The organism is Nocardia sp. NPDC060259, from assembly GCF_042728775.1.
Lineage (GTDB): Bacteria > Actinomycetota > Actinomycetes > Mycobacteriales > Mycobacteriaceae > Nocardia.
On record NZ_JBHXAY010000101.1, the window covers coordinates 1 to 23,377 of the forward strand.

General features: G+C 68.3%; 21 protein-coding genes. 12 read left to right on the top strand and 9 right to left on the bottom strand.

Annotation, left to right across the window (positions count from 1 at the left end; translation table 11 throughout):
- From ACFWF2_RS27360 to cydC, 5 genes are all read left to right on the top strand, one after another.
- The coding region (locus ACFWF2_RS27360) for an aminodeoxychorismate lyase (RefSeq protein ID WP_379310320.1) at window positions 1-890 on the top strand (890 nt) is incomplete at its 5' end.
- 178 nt (window positions 891-1,068) lie between these two features.
- Window positions 1,069-2,565: a cytochrome ubiquinol oxidase subunit I gene (locus ACFWF2_RS27365; protein ID WP_379310321.1), complete on the top strand. Its 1,497-nt coding sequence runs from the start codon at window positions 1,069-1,071 to the stop codon at window positions 2,563-2,565.
- A gap of 9 nt (window positions 2,566-2,574) precedes the next feature.
- Window positions 2,575-3,603 (top strand): cytochrome d ubiquinol oxidase subunit II, encoded by a 1,029-nt coding sequence (gene cydB / locus ACFWF2_RS27370; protein ID WP_379310322.1) that lies wholly within the window; start codon window positions 2,575-2,577, stop codon window positions 3,601-3,603.
- Window positions 3,604-3,606: 3 nt separating this feature from the next.
- Complete coding sequence (gene cydD, locus ACFWF2_RS27375) at window positions 3,607-5,763, top strand: thiol reductant ABC exporter subunit CydD (RefSeq protein ID WP_379310323.1); 2,157 nt, start codon at window positions 3,607-3,609, stop codon at window positions 5,761-5,763.
- Window positions 5,760-7,592, top strand: a complete 1,833-nt coding sequence (gene cydC, locus ACFWF2_RS27380) for a thiol reductant ABC exporter subunit CydC (RefSeq protein WP_379310324.1) — start codon at window positions 5,760-5,762, stop codon at window positions 7,590-7,592. Before cydD ends, cydC begins: the two co-directional genes overlap by 4 nt.
- A 331-nt stretch (window positions 7,593-7,923) precedes the next feature.
- Here cydC and ACFWF2_RS27385 read toward each other — a convergent pair whose 3' ends face one another.
- From ACFWF2_RS27385 to ACFWF2_RS27410, 6 genes are all read right to left on the bottom strand, one after another.
- The gene (locus ACFWF2_RS27385) at window positions 7,924-8,616 is read right to left on the bottom strand and encodes an FABP family protein (protein ID WP_379310326.1); all 693 of its coding nucleotides are present in this window, start codon (window positions 8,614-8,616) and stop codon (window positions 7,924-7,926) included.
- Window positions 8,617-8,796: 180 nt separating this feature from the next.
- Window positions 8,797-9,102 (bottom strand): DUF1416 domain-containing protein, encoded by a 306-nt coding sequence (locus ACFWF2_RS27390; protein WP_189030076.1) that lies wholly within the window; start codon window positions 9,100-9,102, stop codon window positions 8,797-8,799.
- 5 nt (window positions 9,103-9,107) lie between these two features.
- On the bottom strand, window positions 9,108-9,941 hold the full coding sequence (locus ACFWF2_RS27395; RefSeq protein ID WP_379310327.1) for a sulfurtransferase: 834 nt from the start codon (window positions 9,939-9,941) through the stop codon (window positions 9,108-9,110).
- Between the two features lie 31 nt (window positions 9,942-9,972).
- Window positions 9,973-10,443 (bottom strand): DUF4395 domain-containing protein, encoded by a 471-nt coding sequence (locus ACFWF2_RS27400; protein ID WP_379310328.1) that lies wholly within the window; start codon window positions 10,441-10,443, stop codon window positions 9,973-9,975.
- 276 nt (window positions 10,444-10,719) lie between these two features.
- Window positions 10,720-11,154, bottom strand: a complete 435-nt coding sequence (locus ACFWF2_RS27405) for a thioredoxin family protein (protein WP_379310329.1) — start codon at window positions 11,152-11,154, stop codon at window positions 10,720-10,722.
- Window positions 11,151-11,996, bottom strand: a complete 846-nt coding sequence (locus ACFWF2_RS27410; RefSeq protein WP_379310330.1) for an LmeA family phospholipid-binding protein — start codon at window positions 11,994-11,996, stop codon at window positions 11,151-11,153. Before ACFWF2_RS27410 ends, ACFWF2_RS27405 begins: the two co-directional genes overlap by 4 nt.
- A 218-nt stretch (window positions 11,997-12,214) precedes the next feature.
- Between ACFWF2_RS27410 and ACFWF2_RS27415 the strand changes: the two genes are divergently transcribed.
- The 6 genes from ACFWF2_RS27415 (at window position 12,215) to pstB (ending at window position 18,131) form a co-directional block, all read left to right on the top strand.
- Window positions 12,215-12,976 (top strand): winged-helix domain-containing protein, encoded by a 762-nt coding sequence (locus ACFWF2_RS27415; RefSeq protein ID WP_379310331.1) that lies wholly within the window; start codon window positions 12,215-12,217, stop codon window positions 12,974-12,976.
- A 75-nt stretch (window positions 12,977-13,051) separates the two neighbouring features.
- Complete coding sequence (gene mshD / locus ACFWF2_RS27420; RefSeq protein WP_379310332.1) at window positions 13,052-13,960, top strand: mycothiol synthase; 909 nt, start codon at window positions 13,052-13,054, stop codon at window positions 13,958-13,960.
- A 294-nt stretch (window positions 13,961-14,254) separates the two neighbouring features.
- A complete protein-coding gene (pstS, locus tag ACFWF2_RS27425; RefSeq protein ID WP_379310333.1) occupies window positions 14,255-15,367 on the top strand; it encodes a phosphate ABC transporter substrate-binding protein PstS in 1,113 nt (370 codons plus the stop codon).
- A 91-nt stretch (window positions 15,368-15,458) separates the two neighbouring features.
- Window positions 15,459-16,430, top strand: coding sequence for a phosphate ABC transporter permease subunit PstC (pstC, locus tag ACFWF2_RS27430; RefSeq protein ID WP_379038490.1), 972 nt, complete (start codon window positions 15,459-15,461; stop codon window positions 16,428-16,430).
- Window positions 16,430-17,335, top strand: coding sequence for a phosphate ABC transporter permease PstA (gene pstA, locus ACFWF2_RS27435; RefSeq protein ID WP_379310334.1), 906 nt, complete (start codon window positions 16,430-16,432; stop codon window positions 17,333-17,335). The genes pstC and pstA overlap by 1 nt, the downstream gene beginning before the upstream one ends.
- Before the next feature lie 19 nt (window positions 17,336-17,354).
- A complete protein-coding gene (pstB, locus tag ACFWF2_RS27440; protein ID WP_379038492.1) occupies window positions 17,355-18,131 on the top strand; it encodes a phosphate ABC transporter ATP-binding protein PstB in 777 nt (258 codons plus the stop codon).
- 60 nt (window positions 18,132-18,191) lie between these two features.
- On the opposite strand, the gene phoU is transcribed toward pstB, so the two are convergent.
- The 3 genes from phoU to dusB form a co-directional block, all read right to left on the bottom strand.
- Window positions 18,192-18,854, bottom strand: a complete 663-nt coding sequence (gene phoU / locus ACFWF2_RS27445; RefSeq protein WP_379310335.1) for a phosphate signaling complex protein PhoU — start codon at window positions 18,852-18,854, stop codon at window positions 18,192-18,194.
- Window positions 18,855-18,948: 94 nt separating this feature from the next.
- Window positions 18,949-21,018 carry an LCP family protein gene (locus ACFWF2_RS27450; protein WP_379310336.1) on the bottom strand — a complete coding sequence of 690 codons (2,070 nt, stop codon included), beginning with the start codon at window positions 21,016-21,018 and terminating at the stop codon, window positions 18,949-18,951.
- Between the two features lie 183 nt (window positions 21,019-21,201).
- Window positions 21,202-22,365 carry a tRNA dihydrouridine synthase DusB gene (gene dusB, locus ACFWF2_RS27455; RefSeq protein WP_379310337.1) on the bottom strand — a complete coding sequence of 388 codons (1,164 nt, stop codon included), beginning with the start codon at window positions 22,363-22,365 and terminating at the stop codon, window positions 21,202-21,204.
- 290 nt (window positions 22,366-22,655) lie between these two features.
- On the opposite strand from dusB, the gene ACFWF2_RS27460 reads away from it, so the two are divergent.
- Window positions 22,656-23,240, top strand: coding sequence for a hypothetical protein (locus tag ACFWF2_RS27460; protein WP_379310338.1), 585 nt, complete (start codon window positions 22,656-22,658; stop codon window positions 23,238-23,240).
- Window positions 23,241-23,377: the final 137 nt, after the last annotated feature.

The following is a 23,377-nucleotide window of genomic DNA, read 5'->3' on the forward strand; positions in this document are numbered from 1 at the left end:
TACTTGTGACACTCGACGGCGGGGTGGCTGATGCGAACGCGCCGTCGCTTTATGCCGACGACATCGGCGCACTGCGCGGCGACGGTGTCTTCGAAACGATTTTGGTCCGCGACGGCACGGCGACCGCGCTGGAATTCCACCTGGCCAGGCTGCGCCGGTCCGCGCAGGCGCTCGAGCTGCCGGAGCCGGGGCTGTCGAAATGGCGCGCCGCGGTCGAGCTGGCGTGCAAGGAGTGGGGTTCGGAAGAGGAAGGCATGCTGCGGCTGATCTACACCCGCGGCCGCGATTCGGAATACGACGCTCCGGCGGGACTGACCCCGACCGAACCGAAGCCCACCGCGTACGTGCTCGTCTCCCCGGTACCGGCTCGGGTCGCGACGGCCCGTGCCGAAGGCGTGAAGGTGATGTCGCTGGCGCGCGGCATCTCGGTCGACCTCGCGCAGGCGGCGCCGTGGCAACTGCTCGGCGCGAAGACCCTCTCCTACGCGACCAATATGGCCGCACTGCGGTTCGCGCGGCGGATGGGCGCCGAGGACGTGATCTTCCACAGCACCGAGCACCGGGTGCTCGAGGGCCCGCGCTCGACCGTCGTGATCGCGCGCGACAAGCAGCTCATCACCCCGCCCGCGAAGAGCGGAGTGCTGCCAGGGGTAACGCAGCGTTCGCTGTTCGCGGTGGCGGAGAAGCAGGGCTGGGAGTGCAAGTACCAGTCGCTGTTCACCGCCGACCTGTTCGACTGCGACAGCATCTGGCTGCTGTCGAGCATCACGCTGGCCGCGCGGGTGAATCAGCTCGACGGTGTGCGCATGTCGGCGCCGGACAACGCGCAGGAGATCATCGACATGGTGAATCTGGGGGTCGAACGGCCGGGGACCATCGGCGACTGGTGAGTCGTGTCCGGGGCACGGGTGGGCGTGCCCCCGCGGCGCCGGGAATCCCCGGTCGGGCCGCGTAGATCCCCTTCGCGCAGTAACCTTTCGGCGTGTCGTGGCGGTTGTCACGCTCACCAGGGGGAGATCCAGGCGTACGATCTACTACAACTTGTCGTAGTAGAAGCTGGAGGGTCGGATGGACATTGTGGACGTCTCCCGGTGGCAATTCGGTATCACCACCGTCTATCACTTCATCTTCGTACCGCTGACAATCGGTCTGGCGCCGCTGATCGCCATGATGCAGACCGCCTGGGTGATCACCGGCAAGGAACACTGGTACCGGCTCACCAAATTCTTCGGCAAGCTGTTCCTGATCAACTTCGCCATCGGCGTCGCCACCGGCATCGTGCAGGAATTCCAGTTCGGGATGAACTGGAGCGAGTACTCCCGCTTCATCGGCGACATCTTCGGCGCGCCGCTGGCACTGGAAGCGCTCATCGCGTTCTTCATGGAGTCGACGTTCATCGGCCTGTGGATCTTCGGCTGGACCCGGCTGCCGAAACTCGTGCACCTGGCGACCATCTGGATCGTGGCCTTCGGTGTGAACGCGTCGGCCTACTTCATCGTCGCCGCGAACTCGTTCATGCAGCATCCGGTCGGCGCGCGCTACAACCCCGAGACCGAACGCGCTGAGCTGGAAAGCATCTGGGCGCTGCTCACCAACAACACGACGCTGGCCGCGTTCCCGCACGTCGTCGCGGGGGCGTTCCTCACCGCGGGCACCTTCGTCGCCGGCATCGCCGGCTGGTGGATGGTGCGCAACGCGCGCAGCGGCGACCCGGCCAAACTCGAGGACGCGCGCGTCATGTGGCGGCCGGTGGGGCGGGCCTCGCTGGTGGTGGTGGCCCTGGCCGGCGTCGCGGTGATCTTCACCGGTGACATCCAGGGCAAGCTGATGTTCGAGCAGCAGCCGATGAAGATGGCCTCGGCGGAATCGCTGTGCCACACCCAGACCGACCCCGACTTCTCGATTCTCACCGTCGGCACGCACAACAACTGCGACAGCGTCACCCACGTGCTCGAAGTGCCCTACGTGCTGCCGTACCTGGCCGAGGGCAAGTTCACCGACGTGACCCTCGACGGCGTCGTCGATCTCCAGCAGACCTACAACGTCAAGTACGGGCCCGGCGACTACCGGCCGAACCTGTTCGTCACCTACTGGTCCTTCCGCGCCATGATCGGCCTTGCCGCGGGCTCGGTGCTGCTGCTGCTCGCCGGATTCTGGGTGACCCGCGGGGGCAGGGTGCCCGACCAGCGCTGGTTCTCCTGGTTGAGCCTGCTCGCGATCCCCACCCCGTTCCTGGCCAACGCCGCGGGCTGGGTGTTCACCGAGATGGGCCGCCAGCCATGGGCGGTCGTGCCCAACCCGACCGGTGACCCGAACATCCGGATGACGGTGCAGCAGGCGGTCTCCGACCACGCCCCCGCGACGGTCGTGTTCTCCCTCGTGGTGTTCACGCTGCTCTACGGCGTGCTGGCGGTGGTGTGGTTCTACCTGATCCGCCGGTACACCGTCGCCGGGCCGGACGAACCGACGCCGCTCACCCCCGGTGAGGGCCCCGACGGACCGGACACCGGCAGGCATCACAAACCGGAAGAGCCTGCCGTCGAACAACTTTCCTTCGCTTACTAGGAGCCGGTGATGGATCTGCAGCAGTTCTGGTTCGTACTGATCGGCGTGCTGTTCACCGGCTACTTCGTGCTGGAGGGCTTCGATTTCGGGGTCGGCATGCTGATGCCGATCCTCGGCAAGGGCTCCGATACCCGCAGGCGCGTGGTGCTCAACACCATCGGCCCGGTGTGGGACGCCAACGAGGTCTGGCTGATCACCGCGGGCGGCGCGATGTTCGCGGCGTTCCCCGAGTGGTACGCGAGCATGTTCTCCGGGTTCTATCTGGCGCTGTTGCTGTTGCTGGTCGCGCTGATCCTGCGGATCTGCGCGATCGAATACCGCGCCAAGATCAACGATCCGAAATGGCGGGCCTGGTGCGATATCGGCATCGGGATCGGCTCCTGGATCCCGGCGCTGGCCTGGGGCTGGGTGTTCGCGAACCTGGTGCGCGGGGTGCCGCTGAACTCCGATCGCCAGATCGTCGGCTCGGTGTGGGATCTGCTCAGCCCCTACGCCCTGCTCGGCGGCCTGACGACCGGCGTCCTGTTCGCCCTGCACGGCGCGGTGTTCCTGGTGCTCAAGACCGGCGGCGAGGTCCGTACCGACGCGCAGCGCATCGTCCGGCTGCTGCTGGTGCCGACCGCGGTGATCGTCGGCGGCTTCGGCGTGTGGACCCAGCTCGCCTACGGCGCGGGCTGGACCTGGGCGGTGCTGGTGACGGCCGTGCTCGGCCTCGTGCTCGCCGGGGCGGCGAACGCGGCGGGCCGCGACGGCTGGGCCTTCGTCGGCACCACGCTGACGGTCATCTCGGCGACCGTGCTCATCGTCGGCTCGATGTACCCGAACGTGCTGCCGTCGACCATCAGCCCGCTCTACGACCTGAACATCTACAACGCGTCCTCGACGCCGTACACGCTGAAGGTGATGAGCTGGGCCGCCCTGCTGGCCACGCCGGTCGTGCTGGTCTACCAGGGCTGGACGTACTGGGTGTTCCGGCAGCGGCTGACCGTCGAGCAGATTCCGGCGCCGACCGGGTTGCCGCTGACCAGCAAGGACTGAGTCATGGCACGGGCGGGCAGGTCGCAGAACAGGTCGGTCGATCGGCAGACCGGTGCCGGATCCGCATCCGCGAACACGTCAGAGGACGGTGCGCGGACTGCCAAGCGCCGCCCCGTCGATCCTCGCCTGCTGCGGTACGCCCGCTCGGCCCGGCCACACCTGGTGGTGTCGGTGCTGCTCGCGCTGGTGATCACGGCCACGATCGTGGTGATCGCTGTCCTGCTCGGCCGGGTGCTCGCCGGGGTCATCACCGACCCCGGCAAGCGCGAGTTCAGCGCGTGGACAACGGAATTGATCGGGCTTTCCGTCGCCGTGGCGGTGCGCGCGGCGGCGAGCTGGTGGCAGGCGCGGCTGGCCCACCGAGCCGGTGCCACCGTTGTCGCCGAGCTCGAATCGGCGGTGCTGCGGGCGGGCGCGGAACTGCCGCCGCGCGAACTCGACGCGCGCCGGACCGAGATCGCGGTCGTGGTCGGCAACGGACTGAGCGGCCTGCGCGCCTGGTTCACCGGTTACCTGCCCGCCCTGCTGCTGGCCTGCCTGGTGCCGCCGATCGTGTTGGTGGTCATCGCCTTCCACGATCCGACCTCGGCGCTGATCGCGATCATCACGGTGCCGTTGATCCCGCTGTTCATGGTGCTCATCGGCCTGCTCACCCAGGGCCGCGCCGAAGCGACCCTCGCCGCGACCACCCGCCTGTCCGACCAGCTCCTCGACCTGTTCGCGGGCATGCCGACCTTGCGTGCCCTCGGCCGTGAAGGGGCCGACGGGCCGAGCATGGTGAATCAGGTCGAGGCACTGGGTGATTCGCTGCGGCAGCGAACTATGCGAGCGCTGCGGATCGCGTTCCTGTCCTCGATGGTGCTGGAGTCGCTGGCGACCTTGAGTGTCGCGCTGATCGCCGTCACCATCGGCTTGCGGTTGGTGTACGGGGAGATGAGTTTGTACGCCGGGCTGGTCGCGTTGATTCTCGCGCCGGAGGTGTACTGGCCGCTGCGGCAGGTGGGGGAGAAGTTCCATGCGGCGCAGGATGGAATGGCGGCGGGGGACAAGGCTTTCGCGGTGCTGGAGGCGGGGGATTTCGTCGGTGATGGCACGTCGGCTGCCCGCGACCAGAGCGCGGCACGCGGTGGCGTCCGGGGCACCCATGAGCAGGGTGCGATTCATGCGGCCACTCGGCGCCCCCATGAGCAGGGGGCGGCTGATGGTGTCGTTCCGGTCGCGCATGAGTCTGCCGACTCTGCGCACCGGGTCGGGTCCGATGCGAGCCGGCGGGCTGCGGAGATCGGCGACCTTCGGGGTCGGGCTGGTTCGGGAATCATGCTGTGTGGGTTGACGATTGCGGCCCGATCCGGGAACGCGCCCGATCGTCTGACCGCCGAGCTCGCCCCCGGGGCGGTGACAGTGCTGACCGGGCCGAACGGATGCGGGAAATCGACCGCGCTGCAAGCGATTCTCGGCCTGGTTGCGCCCGATGCCGGTGCTGTCCTCGTCGACGGTACCGATGTCCGCGAGCTCGACCCGGACAGCTGGTGGGCCCGCATCGCCTGGCTGCCGCAGCGACCGGTGCTGGTCCCGGGAACACTGCGCGAGAATGTCGAACTGCTCGGCGCACACGCCACCGCCGCGGACCTCGACGAGATCAGCACCGCAACAGGTTTCGACGCCGTGCTGAACGAACTGCCGTCCCGCTGGGACACGATTGTCGGCCAGGGCGGCATCGGCCTGTCACTGGGCCAGCGACAGCGCCTCGCCCTCACCAGGGTGCTGGCCGCCCGCCGCCCCGTTCTCTTGCTCGACGAACCCACCGCCCACCTCGACTCGCAGAGCGAGCAGCACGTGCTGACCACTCTGCGCGCCCTCGCGGTCGCAGGCGCGACCGTTGTCGTCGTCGGCCACCGCCCGACAGTCCTGGCCGCAGCGGACGTCGTCGTCCAGGTAGTCGGTAGCAGCGCACCCGCCACCGACTGCCCCGGCGACGACGATCCCGACCGGCCGACACCTACTGCTCGAGCCGCCTCGGCTGATGCGTTCCCGGACACCAGCTTCGGTATCGGCGGCACTTCTGCCAACCGTGGCTCCGGCACACAGACGAACAGCGATGGCGCGGAATCTCGAAGCTACGGCGTCGCGGATGGCGTGCAGGGGGTGGCGGTGTCATGACCGAAGTCGGGCTCGAGCGTGGCGGTTCCGGTGATGGGTCGTTGCGGCAGGACCTGCGGGAGATGCGGCAACTGCTGGCGTTGTCGCCGTGGCGGGTCGTGGTGGCGATCGCCTGGGGTGTGGCGGCGCTCGGTAGTGGGCTCGGGTTGGCCGCGCTGGCGGCGTGGTTGATCGCGCGGGCCTGGCAGATGCCGCCGGTGCTCTATCTCAGCGTGGCGGTGGTCGCGGTGCGGGCGCTGGGCATCTCGCGGGGACTGTGCCGGTATCTGGAGCGGCTGGCCACCCACGATGTGGCGCTGCGGGCGATGACCACGGCGCGGACGACGGTGTATCGCACGCTGGCGCATTCGGATATCTGGTGGTGGCAGGGGACTTCGGCGGATCGTTCCCAGTCCGAAGGTCCGGACGTACCGGAACGCGGGGGTGGTGACCTGCGGGAGATGCGGCGTGGTGATCTGCTCGTGCGGATCGGCGCCGATATCGATGATCTCGGTGCGGTGGTGGTCCGGGTGCTCGTTCCGGTCGCGGTCGCGGTGATCCTGTCACTCGCGGCGGTCGGGCTGATCGCGTTCATCTCGGTGCCCGCGGCGGTGATTCTGGCTGTTGCCCTGGCGGTTTCGGGGATGTTGGCGCCGTGGCTGTCGGGAGTGGCAGCGCGGGAAGCCGAGCAGGCGGTGCGCGCTGACCGTGCAGAGTTCACGGCGGAGGCGGTCACCGTGCTCGACCATGCCGCCGAACTGCGCGTCGCGGGCAAGCTCGACGCGGCACTCGCCCAGGCGGACAAGGCGACCCGGCGCGCGGTGAAAGCCGAGGACACCGCCGCCTCGCACAGCGCCTGGGCCGCCGCGGCGACCCCGCTGTCCATCGGCGTCAGCGCGCTGGGCGCCCTGCTGGTCGGCATCGCCGCCTACGGACCGACGGGCGGACTGCCCGGCGGCATGACCCCGATGGCCCTCACCATCCTCGTGTTGGTCCCGCTGTCGGCCTTCGAAGCCGTCGGCGCCCTCCCCGCCGCAGCGACGACTCTGACGACGTCTCGCGCCGCCCTGCACCGTCTCCGCGCCGCCGAGTCCGGCGAGACCTTCGACAGAGGTGGCACCGGCGAGACCGGCGGCACCGGAGAGTCTGGCCGCACCGGGGCGACTGCCGCGACCGGTGAGCCCGGCGCGACTGCACAGTCGATCGGCACCCGCGCGACCGGCGGGGTAGCCGGGGTAGGCGGGGGCTCCGCCGAAAAGCTCGCCGGCGCGGAATACCGGTTGCCGCGTATCCCGCTGCCCGAGGGGCGCCGAATCGTCGTCGTCGGACCCAGCGGTGCGGGCAAGACGACCCTGCTCATGTCCTGGGCGGGTCTGTTCGACGCGCCTCGCGACGGGATAACTTTCTTCGCCGAGGACGCACACCTGTTCGGCACCTCGATCCTGGAGAACCTGCGCGTCGCGCGCGGTGACCTCACGGTCGAAGACGCCGAAACGGCGCTGCACACAGTTGGACTCGGCCCCTGGCTGGACTCCTTGCCCGACGGCATCCACACGGGGCTGACCGCAGGCGCGGCCGCGGTATCAGGCGGACAGCGCAGACGCATCCTCCTCGCTCGCGCACTCGTCGCCCCAGCCACCACCCTGCTGCTCGACGAGCCCACCGAGCACCTGGCCGCCGCCGAAGGCGAACAACTGCTCCGGGATCTCCTCGATACCGACAGCGGCCTGGTCGACCCGGACCGCACGGTCGTCGTCGTCACCCATCAGCTCCCGGCGGACCACCGCGCCGACACCATCGTCACCGTCGACGCCACCGGCACCTGCCAGCTCACCCACCCGGCGCATTGACCTGCATTCGTCCAGGTCAGCGCGACGAGAAAATCAATTGCCGAGCTCACGACGTGCCGATAGATTCATCAGTACACAAGAGAGGAGGTGATCTGAGGAATGTATGTTCATCGGATGCGTGAGGTGGCTGCCCGCTAGCAGCACCACTGCGGGAGATTCCCCAGCGGTGCGCTGAGCGAATCCCAGGCAGTCACCCGACCCCCGAGCCCCCGGACGATCCAACCGGGACCGCCGCGTTCAGCGAACGCAGCGAAACGGCTCGGGGGTCGCTCCATTTCTCCGGAGAACGTCGAAGGCCCCGCGCAGCAGCGCGGGGCCTTCGGTGCGTCTGTCAGCCGATATAGCGCTGCAAGCGGGCCGAGAGGCGGGGTTCGAGGGCGCCGTCGGCGTCCACTCGTTCCTCGACGTAGGCCAGGTCGCCGCCTTCGACGATGCCGTAGAGGCGCTTGGCGCCTCCGACGACCGCGCCGGACTGGCTGCGGATCACCACGTCGGTGGCCAGTTCCCAGGAGGATTGGGTGCGGGCGGTGCCGTAGAACAGCTCGACGATGCCGTTGCTGTGGGTGAGCAGGAGCTCGAGCATCTCGTCGTCACCCTCGGTGCCGACGCGCCAGAAGCCGCTCTCACGCAGATCGGGGCGCTCGTAGTTGCCCTCGGAGTCGAGCTTCCAGGTCTGCGATTCCCAGACCAGGTAATCGCCGCCGTCGTGCGAGACGACGATCTGCTGGCCGAAGCGGTAGTCGCCGTCGGCGGAATGATTGCCTTCGCCCTCACCGCGCCACACGCCGACCAGCGGCAGCAGCGCCAGCATGTCGTGGTTCAGGTCGGGACCTTCGCGCAGGTTCGCGGTGTCGGTAGGCAGGGGAAGACCTGCCAGGACCGCGATGTTCCTGACACCGGTCTCCTTGGCCCGTTCGGCGGCGACGTTGACTGCCTCGTCACCGCTGCGACGCTCGGCCGGAGCGTCTTGCTTGTTGCTCGCTCGCTCGGCCGGATCGGAACCTTCGCTCGCGAGCCCGCTCATGACTCGGTGAAGAGCCGGTAGAAGACGTACAGGCCGAACCAGCCGATGAGGATCGACACGGCGACAAGGAGAATCTCGAAGAAGAGGACCACGAATCGGAGTCTAGCGAGTCCGGTGAGTGGACACGAAAACGGCCCTGGTAGTTCCCGCACAGGAACTACCAGGGCCGTTGTGAGGTTCTTACTTCGCGACCGCGACGTCCACCGAGTGGATGCCCGCGCCCTCGGGGGTGACCGAGGCCGAGCCGTTGCCCGACGAGGACAGCGCGCGCAGGGTCCACGAACCCGGCGCGGCGAAGAAGCGGAAATCACCGGTGCCGGAGGCGACGACCTCGGCGGTGAAATCACCGTTGCCGTCGAGCAGACGCACGAACGCGCCGCCCACCGGCTGACCGTCGGCGCTCAGGACGCGGCCCGTGATGACCGTCTCCTTCTCCACGTCGACACCGGCCGGGATGGCCTGACCCTGGGTAGGTGCTGCACACATATTGATTACGCTCCCAACTCGATAGGCACGCCGACGAGCGAACCGTATTCGGTCCAGCTGCCGTCGTAGTTCTTGACGTTCTGGTGGCCGAGCAGCTCCTGCAGCACGAACCAGGTGTGCGAGGAACGCTCGCCGATGCGGCAGTAGGCGATGGTCTCCTTCTCGCCGTCCAGGCCCGCGTCCTTGTACAGCTCGGCGAGCTCGGCGTCGGTACGGAAGGTGCCGTCCTCGTTGGCCGCCTTGCTCCACGGCACGTTGATCGCGGTCGGGATGTGGCCGGCCCGCTGGCTCTGCTCCTGCGGCAGGTGCGCGGGAGCCAGGATCTTGCCGGAGAACTCGTCGGGCGAACGCACGTCGACCAGGTTCTTGGCGCCGATGGCCGCGATGACCTCGTCGCGGAACGCGCGGATGGAGTTGTCGGGCGCCGAGGCCTTGTACTGGGTGGCCGGGCGCGAGACCGCGTCACGCGAGAGCGGACGACCGTCGAGCTCCCACTTCTTGCGGCCACCGTCGAGCAGCTTGACGTCGTTGTGGCCGTAGAGCTTGAAGTACCAGTAGGCGTACGCCGCGAACCAGTTGTTGTTGCCGCCGTAGAGCACGACGGTGTCGTCGTTGCTGATGCCGCGCGCCGAGAGCAGGTCGGAGAACTGCTCCTGGTTCACGAAGTCGCGGCGAACCTGATCCTGCAGGTCGGTCTTCCAGTCGAGGCGGATGGCGCCTTCGATGTGGCCACCCTCGTAGGCGGAGGTGTCCTCGTCGACCTCGACGAAGACCACGCCGGGGGCGTTGAGGTTCTCTTCGGCCCAGTCAACGGAGACCAGGACATCGGAGCGAGCCATGTTGTTCCTTTCAGAGATGACTTGCAGGGGTTCAGTTCGATGCCGGGGCAGTGGACCGGCGGAAGCGGGCCACCAGCGGGTAGATCTGGCAGCCCAGGCAGACCCCGAACGCCGCGTTCAAGAACGCCGCGAACAGAGCGAAGCCGGCGAACACCGCGCCGACGATCGGGGAGCCGAGCACGAAGCCCAGCAGGGACAGACCGGCGAACGCGAAGCCGAGCAGCTGCGCGAAACGCAGCGGCGGCACGGGCTCGGTCTCGGTGGGCGGACCGAGCCGCGGCGCGATGAACGCCGCGTAAGTCCGACCGTAAGGGTTCTTGGCAGGGCCGCCCGACGCGCCGATCGCGAAGACGACGGCCTGCAGGCCGATCAGGATCGCGGCGGCGACGGTGGAGAAAGCGGCGGTGACGAGCACCAGAACCAGCACGCCGGTCGTCACCCAGGCCACGAAACGTGGCCCGCGGACGTCGACGCGCGGTGGGGAATCAAGGGAAATGGTCATTGTGCGAACTCCTGCGCTGAAGATGAGTCTGTTGACTTCGGATCTGCCAGTTCGCCGGGGATCGAGACGATCACTCGCGCGGCGGACATAGGTCGGCGTCAGGAATCTCGTTCAGAGATGCCGACCGTTCAGCGGCACAGGCAGCAACAACCACCGAGCCGACACAGATCAACTGTGCGGCGTCGGGTGAGCATCAGCTCGTGGTCGGATTGCACGAGAAGCAGTTTACCCGGTCGTCCCGGGAAATGTCCCGGGCCCCCGTAACAGGGGGCTAGATCACACTGTCAGCGGTTCGAGCGCGGTGCGCAGATCGCCCGCCTTCGGCACGCCGGAGATGCGGAAACGCTCCTTGCCCTCGGCGTCGAAGACGAAGGTCGTCGGCAGCGAGAGGACGTTGAGTTCCCTTGCCAGCGCGGGGTCGGCGTCGATGTCGACCTCGATGTCGCGCGGTGCGTTCGGGGATTCGGACAGGTCGGCCGTGACGCCGGCGACGACCCGGCGGACCGCGTCGCAGGGGCCGCACCAGTCGGCCGAGAAGTGCAGCACCGCGGGGGTGGCGCCGGTGACGCCCGCCGCGTCGAGCAGGCGGGCGCGCTGGGCGGTCTCGGGGTCGAGGGTGGCCGGGCGGACGCGGCCCTGGTTGCGCCGCAGCAGCAGGCCGACCGCGACGGCGGCCAGCACCACGGCGGCGAGGATGACGAGTTCGATCATGGTTGCTGCAATCGGTCCAGGTCGATGGTCAGGGAGCGGCCGACACCGTAGACGATGATCTGGCCGCCTTTGGCCTCCACTTCGGTGGGGGCGATGCCGAACGGCAGTTCCTTGGTATCGATCGTACGGCTGAAGCGCTCGAGCACTGCCGGTCGATCGACGTCGAGGATCTCGGACTTGGTGGTCGAGGTCGGGGTATCGGCGGTCGAGGTGCGGTCGGTGTAGAAGCGGGTGGCCTGGATCCTGATCTTGTCGCCGTCGAGCAGCAGATCGGCTTCGACCTGCACCTCGACCTTGGTCGCGGTGCTCGTCGGGACGACGCCGGGCCCGAGCACGCGGCCGTTGGGCGCGACCGGGAGGGAGCCCTTGAGGACATGGGCGCCCGCGGTGGTCAGCCCGGAACCGCCGGAACCGCCGGTGCCGTCGGACTTGTCGGCGGGCGGGCCGAGTACCTGCAGGTCGGGGATGCCGAACAGGCGACCCAGCTCGGTCGGCTCGATCGCCATCTTGGCTTCGACGCGGTCGACCTGCGCGGTGCGCGCGGTGCCGTCGACCAACTGACTCGCCGAGGCGTGCAGGCCGTAGAGATTGGCCTCCAGTGCGATCTCGCCGGGGATGTCGGGGCGCATGCTGCGGGCGCGGATCAGCACGTCGTCGTAGCGGCCCGACATCGCCTGGGCGAGGAACGGGAAGCCCTTGATGGTCACTTCTGGGTCGGCCGACAAGTCGGCTCCGGCACGCAGTTGCCGTGATACGTGGTACTCCGTGTAGGCGGCGGCGCCGAAATCGATCACCACCGCCACCCCGGCCAGGCACAGCAGCCCGATGATCAGCTTGCGCATGCTCCTCACCCTAGCGGCGGGCGCCCTGGCACTTCTCCGTCGCACCCTCCGGTCAGGTCAGAAGTGGGATGGATGGCGACAGAGACACCGCGACTCGGCCCATGGTGCGAGGTCATCAGCCTTCAGGGGCTAATGTTGCAATCGACTGACCTGTGTTTCGGCGACGTAGCTACGCGGCTGCTGTCGTCCGCGGAGCCACGAGATAGGAGGAGAGCCCGGTGGAGCTGCTCCTACTGACCTCCGACCCCAACCCCGATGCGGTGCTGCCGTCGTTGTCGCTACTGGCGCACAACGTGCGGCCCGCGCCGACCGAGGTGTCGTCCCTGCTGGAGGCGGGCAGCGCCGATGTCGCGCTGGTCGACGCCAGAACCGATCTGGCCGCCGCGCGCGGTCTGTGCAGGCTGCTCGGCAGCACCGGCTCCTCGGTGCCGGTCGTCGCGGTGCTGACCGAGGGCGGCCTGGTGGCGGTCAACGCGGACTGGGGCCTGGACGACATCCTGCTGCCGGGCACCGGCCCCGCCGAGCTGGACGCGCGGCTGCGGCTGCTGGTCGGCCGCAACGGTGGTGTGGCCAGCCCGGAGAACACGGGCAAGATCACCCTGGGTGAGCTGGTGATCGACGAGGGCACCTACACCGCGCGGCTGCGCGGGCGCCCGCTCGACCTCACCTACAAGGAATTCGAGCTGCTCAAGTACCTCGCCCAGCACGCGGGCCGGGTGTTCACCCGCGCCCAGCTGCTGCAGGAGGTGTGGGGCTACGACTTCTTCGGCGGCACCCGCACCGTCGACGTGCACGTGCGGCGCCTGCGCGCCAAGCTCGGCAGCGAGTACGAGTCGCTGATCGGCACCGTGCGCAATGTCGGCTACAAGGCGGTCCGCCCGGCGAGGACGCCCGCCACCAAGGGTGACGTGGTGAGTTTCCACGACGAGGACGTCGACGGCGACGACTCGCTGGCCCCGCTCAACGGCAGCGCGCAGTAGCGCGCGCCGAGCAGCGCCAGGACGGTACGGCGCGGCGTGGTCGTCGGCCAGCCGCGCACAGCGAGGAGGACGGCGATGTCGCAGACAGCAACCCTGACCTGGACCGACCGGATCGATCCGGCGACCGCGACGCTGGTGCGCGACCTGCTCGCCAGGGCGAAGGCGGCCGACGGTGTCGCGCCGGTCTCCGAACAGGCGGTACTCTCCCTCGCCGAGGCCGACCCGGCGACAAGACATCTGCTCGCCGAACGCGCGGGCGAACTCGTCGGCTACGCGAATCTCGTTGCGGCACATGACGAACACCCCGCGATGGCGGAGGTCGCTGTCGACCCGTCCGCGCGCGGCGACGGCGTCGGCGCCGAGCTCGCGCGCGCCGCGCTGACCGAAGGCGGACCCGGCGCGCGGGTGTGGGCGCACGGTGACCTGCCCGCGGCCAAGGCGGTCGCGGCCGGCATCGGGCTCGTCACAGCGCGGGAGCTGTGGCAGATGCGCCGATCGCTGGCAACCCCGGAGCTACCGGAACTGGTGGTGCCGGATGATCTCGTCCTGCGCACCTACGAAGGCCTCGCCGACGACGCCGAACTGTTGCGGGTCAACAACGCCGCATTCTCCTGGCACCCCGAGCAGGGCGGCTGGACCGAACGCGACATCGCGGCCAGGCGCGCCGAATCCTGGTTCGATCCGGCCGGCTTGTTCCTGGCCTTCGACGCCGCCGATCCGGCGCGCCTGCTCGGATTCCACTGGACCAAGGCGCATCCCGACGCCGCGCCGGCGGGCGAGGTCTACGTGGTCGGCATCGATCCGTCCGCGCAGGGCCGTGGCCTCGGCAGGCTGCTGACCCTGGCCGGACTGCGGTACCTGCGCGCCGAGGGGCTGGCCGAGGTGTTGCTCTACACCGAAGCCGACAACCACGCCGCCGTGCACACCTACACCGAACTCGGGTTCGCCCCGGCGCACATCGACGTCGCCTACGCGCTGCCCTGACGGCTGCGAGACACCTCACACCGCGGGTGAATTCTTCTGCGCCGCTGAATATTGCGCGGATGACCGGGTACGTGTGAGTAAAACTGGGGCAAACGTCACAATCGTAGCCCTATTCGCGCCGGGGTGTTCATTCTCCGTTAACCCACGTCCGGCTCACTGTCAACCGGGCGACCCTAGGTTACTTCTGGGCGGCACAGTCGTCGCCTGGTGCGCGCGTTCCCCCGCGATCCGCACCTCCCAACTCGCCCGGGCCGGTGAGGGACCGAGCGAGTCGTCAGCAATGTCGGAGGAAAAGTGAACTTCAAGCGCACCAGTGCCCTGGTCGGTGTTTTCGCCGTGGGCGCCATGACCCTGGCCGCCTGTGGCAGCGATGACAACACCGGTGGCGACACCGGCAACGCCGCCAACAGCAGCGTCGCCTGCGGTGGCAAGAAGGCGCTGAAGGCGTCCGGTGCTTCCTCGCAGAAGAACGCTATGGAGCGTTTCGTCGCCGCCTACGAGACCAACTGCGACGGCTTCACCCTGAACTACACCTCCAGCGGCTCCGGCGCGGGTGTGAACGAGTTCATCGGCGCCCAGACCGACTTCGGTGGCTCCGACTCGGCGCTGAGCTCGAAGAAGGAAGAGCCCGCCAAGGCGCAGGAGCGTTGCGGCGCCCCGGCGTGGAACCTGCCGACCGTCTTCGGCCCGATCGCCATCACCTACAACGTCGACGGCGTGACCGACCTGGTCCTCGACGGCCCGACCGCCGCCAAGGTGTTCAACGGCTCCGTCGCCACCTGGGACGCCCCGGAGATCAAGGCGCTCAACCCCAACGCCAAGCTGCCGTCGGAGAAGATCGCCGTGATCTTCCGCTCCGACGAGTCGGGCACCACCGACAACTTCCAGCTCTACCTCGACGCCGCCTCCGACGGCGCGTGGGGCAAGGGTGGCGGCAAGACCTTCAACGGCGGTGTCGGTGAAGGCGCCAAGGGCAACGAGGGCACCTCGGCCGCGATCAAGAGCACCAAGAACTCGATCACCTACAACGAGTGGTCCTTCGCCAAGGCGCAGAACCTGTCGATCGCGCAGATCATCACCTCCGCGAGCAAGGACCCGGTCAAGCTGTCGGCCGAGTCGGCCGGTAAGTCGATCGACGGCGTGAAGGTCAAGGGCGAGGGCAACGACCTGGTCCTCGACACCAGCTCGTTCTACAAGCCGACCGCGGCCGGCTCGTACCCGATCATGATGGCGACCTACGAGATCGTGTGCTCCAAGTACGCCGACGCCGAGACCGGCAAGGCCGTCAAGGCGTTCCTGACCTCGGCCGTCACCAACGGCCAGACCGGTCTCGCCGAGGCGGGCTACGTGCCGCTGCCGGACGCGTTCAAGACCAAGCTGACCACCGCGATCAACGCCATCTCCTGATCGCTCGAAGACCATGACCACGCACCCTGAGGTGACCGCAGCGGGCTCGTCGGATTCGACGAGCCCGAGGGCGGCCGGAGATACTGCGACTATGCCGACCGAACCGAAAATCGACAAGGCCCCTGACGGGGGTCGTACCGGCCGCCTGAACGCCGAGACGATCTTCCGTTGGACGGCCACCGCGGCCGGCGCGACCATCGTCGCTGCCATCGCGTTGATCGCGTTGTTCCTGCTGATCCGCGCGGTCCCCTCGCTCCGGGCTGACGAGGTCAACTTCTTCACCAGCACCGAATTCTCGACCGGTGACGCGAACAACCTGCGCTTCGGCATCCGTGACCTGTTCATGGTCACGGTGCTGAGCTCGGTGTTCGCGCTCATCGTCGCGGTGCCGATCGGTGTCGGGATCGCCCTGTTCCTGACCCACTACGCGCCGTCGAAGCTCGGCAGGCCGTTCACGATGCTGATCGACTTGCTCGCCGCGGTGCCGTCCATCGTGTTCGGCCTCTGGGGCTTCCTGGTGCTCGCGCCGCAGATCGCGCCGGTCCAGCAGTTCCTCAACGACAAGCTGGGCTGGTTCTTCCTCTTCTCCGACGGCAACGTCTCGATCGGCGGCGGTGGCACCATCTTCACCGCTGGCGTCGTGCTCGCCGTCATGATCCTGCCGATCATCACCTCCGTCGCCCGCGAGGTCTTCGCGCTGACCCCGCGCGCCCACATCGAGGCCGCGCAGGCGCTCGGCGCCACCAAGTGGGAAGTCGTGCGGATGACCGTGCTGCCCTACGGCCGCAGCGGTGTGATCGCGGGTTCGATGCTCGGCCTCGGCCGCGCGCTCGGTGAGACGATCGCCGTCCTGGTGGTGCTGCGCACCGCGAGCCAGGCCGGATCCTGGTCGCTCTTCGACGGCGGCTACACCTTCGCCTCCAAGATCGCTTCCGCCGCCTCGGAGTTCAGCGCACCGCTGCCGACCGGCGCCTACATCGCCGCCGGCTTCGTCCTGTTCGCGCTGACCTTCGTCGTCAACGCGCTGGCCCGCCTGGCCTCCGGTGGAAAGGTGAACGGCTGATGACCAGCACAACGACCCTCGACAAGCCGGTCAAAGCGCCTACCTTCCGCCACGTCAGCACCGGCAGGCGGATCAAGAACAACATCGCGACCGGCCTGGTCACCGCGTGCTTCGTCATCGCGCTGATCCCGCTGGTGTGGGTGCTCGGACTGGTCGTCACCAAGGGCATCACCGCGATCGTGTCCGCCGACTGGTGGTTCAACTCGCAGAAGGGCATCCTGCCGGATCAGACCGGCGGCGGTGTCTACCACGCGATCTACGGCACCATCGTGCAGTCCGCGGTCGCCTCGGTGATCGCCGTGCCGCTCGGCGTCATGGCCGCGGTCTACCTGGTCGAATACGGTCGCGGCAGGCTCGCCAGGGTCACCACCTTCATGGTCGACATCCTCGCCGGTGTGCCATCGATCGTCGCCGCGCTGTTCATCTTCGCGCTGTGGATCGCGACCTTCGGTATGCCGCAGAGCGCCTTCGCCGTCTCGTTGGCGCTGGTCCTGCTGATGCTCCCGGTCGTCGTGCGCAGCACCGAGGAAATGCTCAAGCTGGTGCCCGACGAGCTGCGCGAGGCGTCCTACGCGCTCGGCGTGCCGAAGTGGAAGACCATCCTGCGGATCGTCATTCCCACCGCGGCGCCCGGCATGATCTCGGGCATCCTGCTCGCCCTCGCCCGCGTCATGGGTGAGACCGCGCCGGTGCTCGTGCTGGTCGGCTACAGCAAGTCGATCAACCAGAACATCTTCGACGGCAACATGGCCTCGCTGCCGTTGTTGATCTACCAAGAGCTGGCCAACCCGGAGGCTGCCGGTCGCGAGCGGGTCTGGGGTGCGGCGCTCACGCTGATCCTGATCATCGCGGCGCTGTACCTGGCCGCTGCCGGCGTCAACAAGCTGCTCACCCGGAACCGATAGAAGCGAACGGATAACTCAGATGGCCAAGCGGATCGACGTCAAAGATCTCAATATCTACTACGGCGCCTTCCACGCTGTGTCGGACGTGGACCTGACCGTGCTGCCCCGCAGCGTCACCGCCTTCATCGGTCCCTCCGGTTGTGGCAAGTCCACCGTGCTGCGTTCGCTGAACCGGATGCACGAGGTGACCCCGAACGCCCGCGTCGAGGGCGCGGTGCTGCTCGACGGCGAGGACATCTACGGTGCCGCGATCGACCCGGTGGGCGTGCGCCGCACCATCGGCATGGTGTTCCAGCGCCCGAACCCGTTCCCCACCATGTCCATTCGCGACAACGTGGTGGCCGGCCTGAAGCTGCAGGGCGTGCGCAACAAGAAGGAACTCGACGAGGTCGCCGAGCGCTCGCTCAAGGGCGCCAACCTCTGGAACGAGGTCAAGGACCGGCTCGACAAGCCGGGCGGCGGCCTCTCCGGTGGTCAGCAGCAGCGTCTGTGCATCGCCCGCGCGATCGCGGTCTCGCCCGACGTGCTGCTGATGGACGAGCCCTGTTCGGCGCTGGACCCGATCTCCACCCTGGCGATCGAGGACCTGATCACCGAGCTGAAGAAGGAATTCACCATCGTCATCGTCACCCACAACATGCAGCAGGCCGCGCGCGTGAGTGACCAGACCGGTTTCTTCAATCTCGAGGCCCAGGGCAAGCCCGGCAAGCTGATCGAGATCGACGACACCGAGAAGATCTTCTCCAACCCCACCCAGCGCGCCACGGAGGACTACATCTCCGGCCGCTTCGGTTAAGAGCAACGAGAAAGCCCCCGCCTCCTGGAAGGAGTGCGGGGGCTTTTCCGTTGGTGTTCCCTAGCTTTCGACTTCGTCGTCGCCCGGGAGGACGCCGGTGACGAGGAAGATCACCCGGCGGCCGATCTCGACGGCGTGGTCGGCGAAGCGCTCGTAGTAGCGGCCCAGCAGGGTGACGTCGACGGCCGAGGCGACGCCGTACTTCCACTCGCGGTCCATCAGCAGGGTGAACAGGTGGCGGTGGAGGTCGTCCATCGCCTCGTCGTCCTGGTTGAGCTGGGCGGCACGCTCGGGATCGCGGGTCTCGAGGACCTCCTTGGCGCCCGCACCCATGTTGACCGCGATGCGGCCCATCTCGGCGAAGTAGCCGTTGACCGACTCGGGCAGCGCGTGGTTGGGGTGGCGGCGGCGGGTCACCTTGGCGACGTGCAGTGCCAGCGCGCCCATCCGGTTGACGTCACCGACGATCTGGATGGCGCTCACCACCTGGCGCAGGTCGCCCGCGACGGGGGCCTGCAGCGCGAGCAGGGCGAAGGCCTTCTCCTCGGCCTCGGAGATCATCACCGAGATCCGATCCTGCTCACCGATGACCTGCTCGGCCAGGGTGAGGTCGGCTTGCAGCAGGGACTGGGTGGCCTGTTCCATCGCCTGGCCAGCGAGACCGGCCATCTCGCCCAGGAGGTTGGCGAGATCCGCCATTTGCTCGTTGTAGATGACACGCATGATTGCAGACCCTAGTGGGTACCCCCGGCGCTGTCACCCAACACCGGGTGAATGCCGCGTGGCAGTGTCATGCCAGCTCAGCCCGGGTGGTCGATCAATCGCAGCTGGTGTCGGCGGCGTTCATGTGTTCGAGGTCGGACGGGAGGGCGACAGGTGCCGCCGCGATCGCTTTGCCGGTCCCCACGTTGGGGATCTCGGTACCGACCGCAGTGGGGGTGCGGACCTGTCCCGCGAAGCTCGAACCCAGGATGACCTCGACGATCCCGTCCAGGTTGTCGTCGCGTTCGATGACCGCGCCGGGGATCGAACTGGCGACAGTCGCGGCCGCCGCTTCGTTGCCCATCGAGTAGTGCACCACCGTCGACTCGCTGCCGTCGGGGTAGTTGCCGACGCTGTAGATCCCGAATCCCATCGTGCTGAGCTTGTTGGCGGCCTGCTGCGCGACGCCGGTGCGGCCGGTTCCGTTGGAAACCCGAATCGACACCGATCCCGGACTGACGGCATGCACCTTGGGCGCCTGCGTCGGCGGTGCTTCGGCCGAGCTGGTGACCGGCGGGGCGGTCTCCTCACCGGGCAGCGGCTGGTCGTCGATGATCGCGCGGAAGATCGCCCTGATATCGGACTCGCGCGGAATCTCGTTGCCGTACGCCGTGGTCCCTGCGGTCGGTGCGGTAATGAACGTCACCGCACCGGCATTGACTTTCTGCAGCGATCGGCCGAGCAGGATCAGGTCCTGGGTGCCGACGCCGTCGACGAAGGTGTGCTGCCCGAACGCCTCGACGAAACCCTGCAACTTGCCCGGGTCGAGCAGCACCTTGCTCGACAACGCCCCACGGAGCAGGGCCGCCAGGAACTGCTGTTGCCGGTGGATCCGGTCGTAGTCGCTGCGCTCCTCACCGATGACGTGTCGGGCGCGCACATAGTTGAGTGCGGTCTCACCGTTTATGCGCTGCTTGCCCGAGGTTTCCAGGACCGTGCCGAGCACGCCGTCGATGATCGGCTTGGTGGAGCAGACCTCGACGCCGTCGACCCGGTCGACCATCGCCTGGAATCCGGCGAAGTCGATGCCGATGAAGTGGCCGATGCTCAGGCCCGACATCTTTCGCACCACGTCGACCAGGCAGCGGGGGCCACCGAGCGCGTAGACGGCATTGAGCTTGTCGCCCATCGCCAGGGGAAACTTCTGGTCGGTATAGGCGGCCTTCTCGTTGTCCCAGCCCGCGCACTGCGGCCGGGTGACATCGAGGTCGCGGGGAAAAGAGACAACGACGACGCGCGAACGGTTCTTCGGGATGTGCACCAGCATGACCGTGTCGGCGCGCGCGCCTTCGGCGTCGTCGGTGGTGCCCGCGCCGAGGTCGGCGTTGACGCCCGCCCTGGTGTCGGTGCCGACGATCAGGTAGTTCTCGTCACCGAGCTGCATGTCGCCGTCGAGCACGTCCTCGGTGGTGCCGTCGAGCGCCGAGACCTGGGTGAAGCTGTTGTCGGTGGCTTGCAGGTAGCTCCAGCCGCCACCGGTGACGACCAGCGCGAGCACCGCGAAGAAGGTGCACGCCACCCGGCCCGCCATCCGCGCCTGCTTGCCGCGGCGGCCGTCGGCCGAGGGATGCCGTGGCGGTGCGGCGGCCGTGGCCTTGATCGGCCTCGCGCGCTGCGGCGGCTCGGCGGTGATCGCGGGCAGGATGTCGGTGGCCGGGTCGCCGATCGGATCGTGGGCGCGGCGCGGGGCGGCGGGCTTGCGTCCGCCACGGCCCGGGTCGGGCGCCTGGGCGGGCAGCGCGGTGGTCGCGGTGCGGTCGGCGGGGGATTCGGCGCGATGCGGTGTGCCGGCGATGTCGTCGACTACGGACGAGCTGTCGGTGCGCGCGGTGATGTCGGGACGCTGGGTGGGACGCGGCGCCTGGTCGCGGGCCCGGCGGCCCGCACGCGAACCCGCGTCGGTGTCGGGGGCGGGGCGCCTGCCGCGCCTGGTGCGTTCGCTGTCGACGCGGTCGACGAGGTCCTGCACCGTCAGCGGTGCCGCACCGGGGTCCTGCGCCGCGTCCGCGTGCCTGGACCGTCGCGCGCCGGTGTCCGGCTGCTCGGTGGGTTCGGCCGTCGGATAGCGCTCCCAGGGGGCGCGACTTCCGGGCCGGGGCGTACGCCCGCGCCGATCGTCACCCACCAACGAACCTCACTTCTTCAATCTGCCGCAACATGCGCGTCACCGACGGCTCCGATTCGTACCGCAGCCGAACGATGTCCGCAATGATAACGATTCCGCCACGAGTAGCCACTCCTGTGCGCAAACGAATCGAAGGCGAACTCGTTGCGCACCGATGACAATGGCGGTCTGACCTGGCCGGAATCAGCCGCCGCTGTGCATCACATCGGCTGCCGAGGGAACGGTGTCGTCCTCGGGATCGTCGAGCCAGCCGTCGGGGAGGGCGACCTTGGCCTGCGGCGAGCCCTGGCGGCCGCGCGGGCCGAGAGCGTCGGTGGGGAAGGGGGCGGACGGGTCGAGCTGACCGATCAGGTCCTCGAGCTGAGTCAGCCGGGAGACGGTGGCGAAGCTGCGGCGCAGCTGCGAGCCGACCGGGAAGCCCATCAGGTACCAGGCCATGTGCTTGCGGATGTCGCGCATCGCCTTGTCCTCACCGTCGTGCTCGGTGAGCAGGGTCGCGTGCCGCAGCAGGATCTCGCCGACACGCCCGAGCACGGGGCCCTCGGGGATGGGCTCGCCGCGCAGCGCGGCGCTGAGTTCGGCGAACAGCCACGGGCGGCCGAGGCAGCCGCGGCCGACGACGACGCCGTCGCAGCCGGTCTCGTCCATCATCCGCAGCGCGTCGTCGGCGGAGAAGATGTCGCCGTTGCCGAGCACGGGGATGGTGGTGACGGCTTCCTTGAGCCGGGCGATGGCCGACCAGTCGGCCGCGCCGGAGTACAGCTGGGCCGCGGTGCGGGCGTGCAGCGCCACGGCGGCCGCGCCCTCGGCCTCGGCGATGCGACCGGTGTCCAGGTAGGTCTGGTGGTCGTCGTCGATGCCGATGCGGAACTTGAAGGTCACCGGGACACCCGCCGGTTCGGCGGCCTTGACCATCTCCCGCACGATGTTGGCGAACAGCCTGCGCTTGTACGGCAGCGCCGAGCCGCCGCCGAGCCGGGTGACCTTGCGGACCGGGCAGCCCAGATTGAGGTCGATGTGATCGGCCATGCCCTCGCCGACGATGATCCGCACCGCCTCGCCGAGGGTCTTCGGATCGACGCCGTAGAGCTGCATCGAGCGCGGGTTCTCGTCGGCGTCGAACGACATCATGTGCAGCGTCTTCTCGTTGCGCTCGACCACCGCGCGGGCGGTGATCATCTCGCACACGTAGATCGACGTCGAGCTGCCGAACTCGCGGCACAATGTGCGGAACGCGCGGTTGGTGATGCCCGCCATGGGGGCGAGCACGACCGGCGGATCGACCGGGTAGGGCCCGATCCGCAGTGCCGTTGTCACCTGGGGCATCGTCGTAGTCACGCTCGCCATTGTCTCATCACCCGAGGTCGCGACCGAAAAACACCCTGGTGCGACCTATCACAGGCATGCCGGTGAGCGCTCGGCGCCGACCGATTCACGCCGAATGTGATCGATATCGCCCATTACCTGTTTCGCGTGGTAACAGCATTGTGACCGGCTCGCCGGACCGGCAGGTGTGACCAACGCGACAGCATTCGGCCGCGGCTGCCCGCCGACCCCGCTACGGCTCAGTAACCTGTCACTGCTGGCATCGTCGCCTCCGGCGGTGCGCTGTCCCCACGTAATCGGAGAAACCACCCATGGCCGAACCCGCTGACGACGCCACCGACCTGACCAAGACCCCGCCTGCCCAGCCGGGCAAGGGCACGGTCGCGGTGCAGGTCTCGACGCTGATCGGCGGCGCCGTGATCGCCGTCCTCGCGATCATCGCCCTCGTGCTCGGCGTGCTGCTCGGCTCGGCGCGTTCCGATCTCTCCGACCTGAAGGCCGAGGACGCCGACAATGCCAAGGCCGAGCAGATCGCCCTGGACTACGCCGTCGGCTCGGCGACGCTGAACTACCAGGACGTCAACGCCTGGGTGGCCGAGCTGAAGGCGGGCACCTCGCCGGAGCTGTCGGCCAAGTTCGACGCCACCGGCGCCAAGCTCGAGCAGATCATCATCCCGCTGAAGTGGACCTCCTCCGCGACGCCGATCACCGCCAAGGTGATGTCGCACGAGGGCGAGGTCTACAAGGTCGCCGCCTTCGTCGACGTGAGCACCACCAACGCCCAGAACCCCGACGGCCTGCGCAATACGGTCACCTACAACATCACCGTCGACGCGGGTCAGGACTGGAAGATCACCGACGTCGGCAGCACCGACGGCACCCTGCCGACCAAGTAGCCGCACCGACGACAACGCCCGCCCTCCGAAGCACGGAGGGCGGGCGTTGGTCGTTGTGCGGGCTAGACGCGGGCCAGTTCGAGCTTCTTGGCTTCGCGGGCGAGCATCTTGTCGCGCTGCTCCTCGAACTTGAGCAC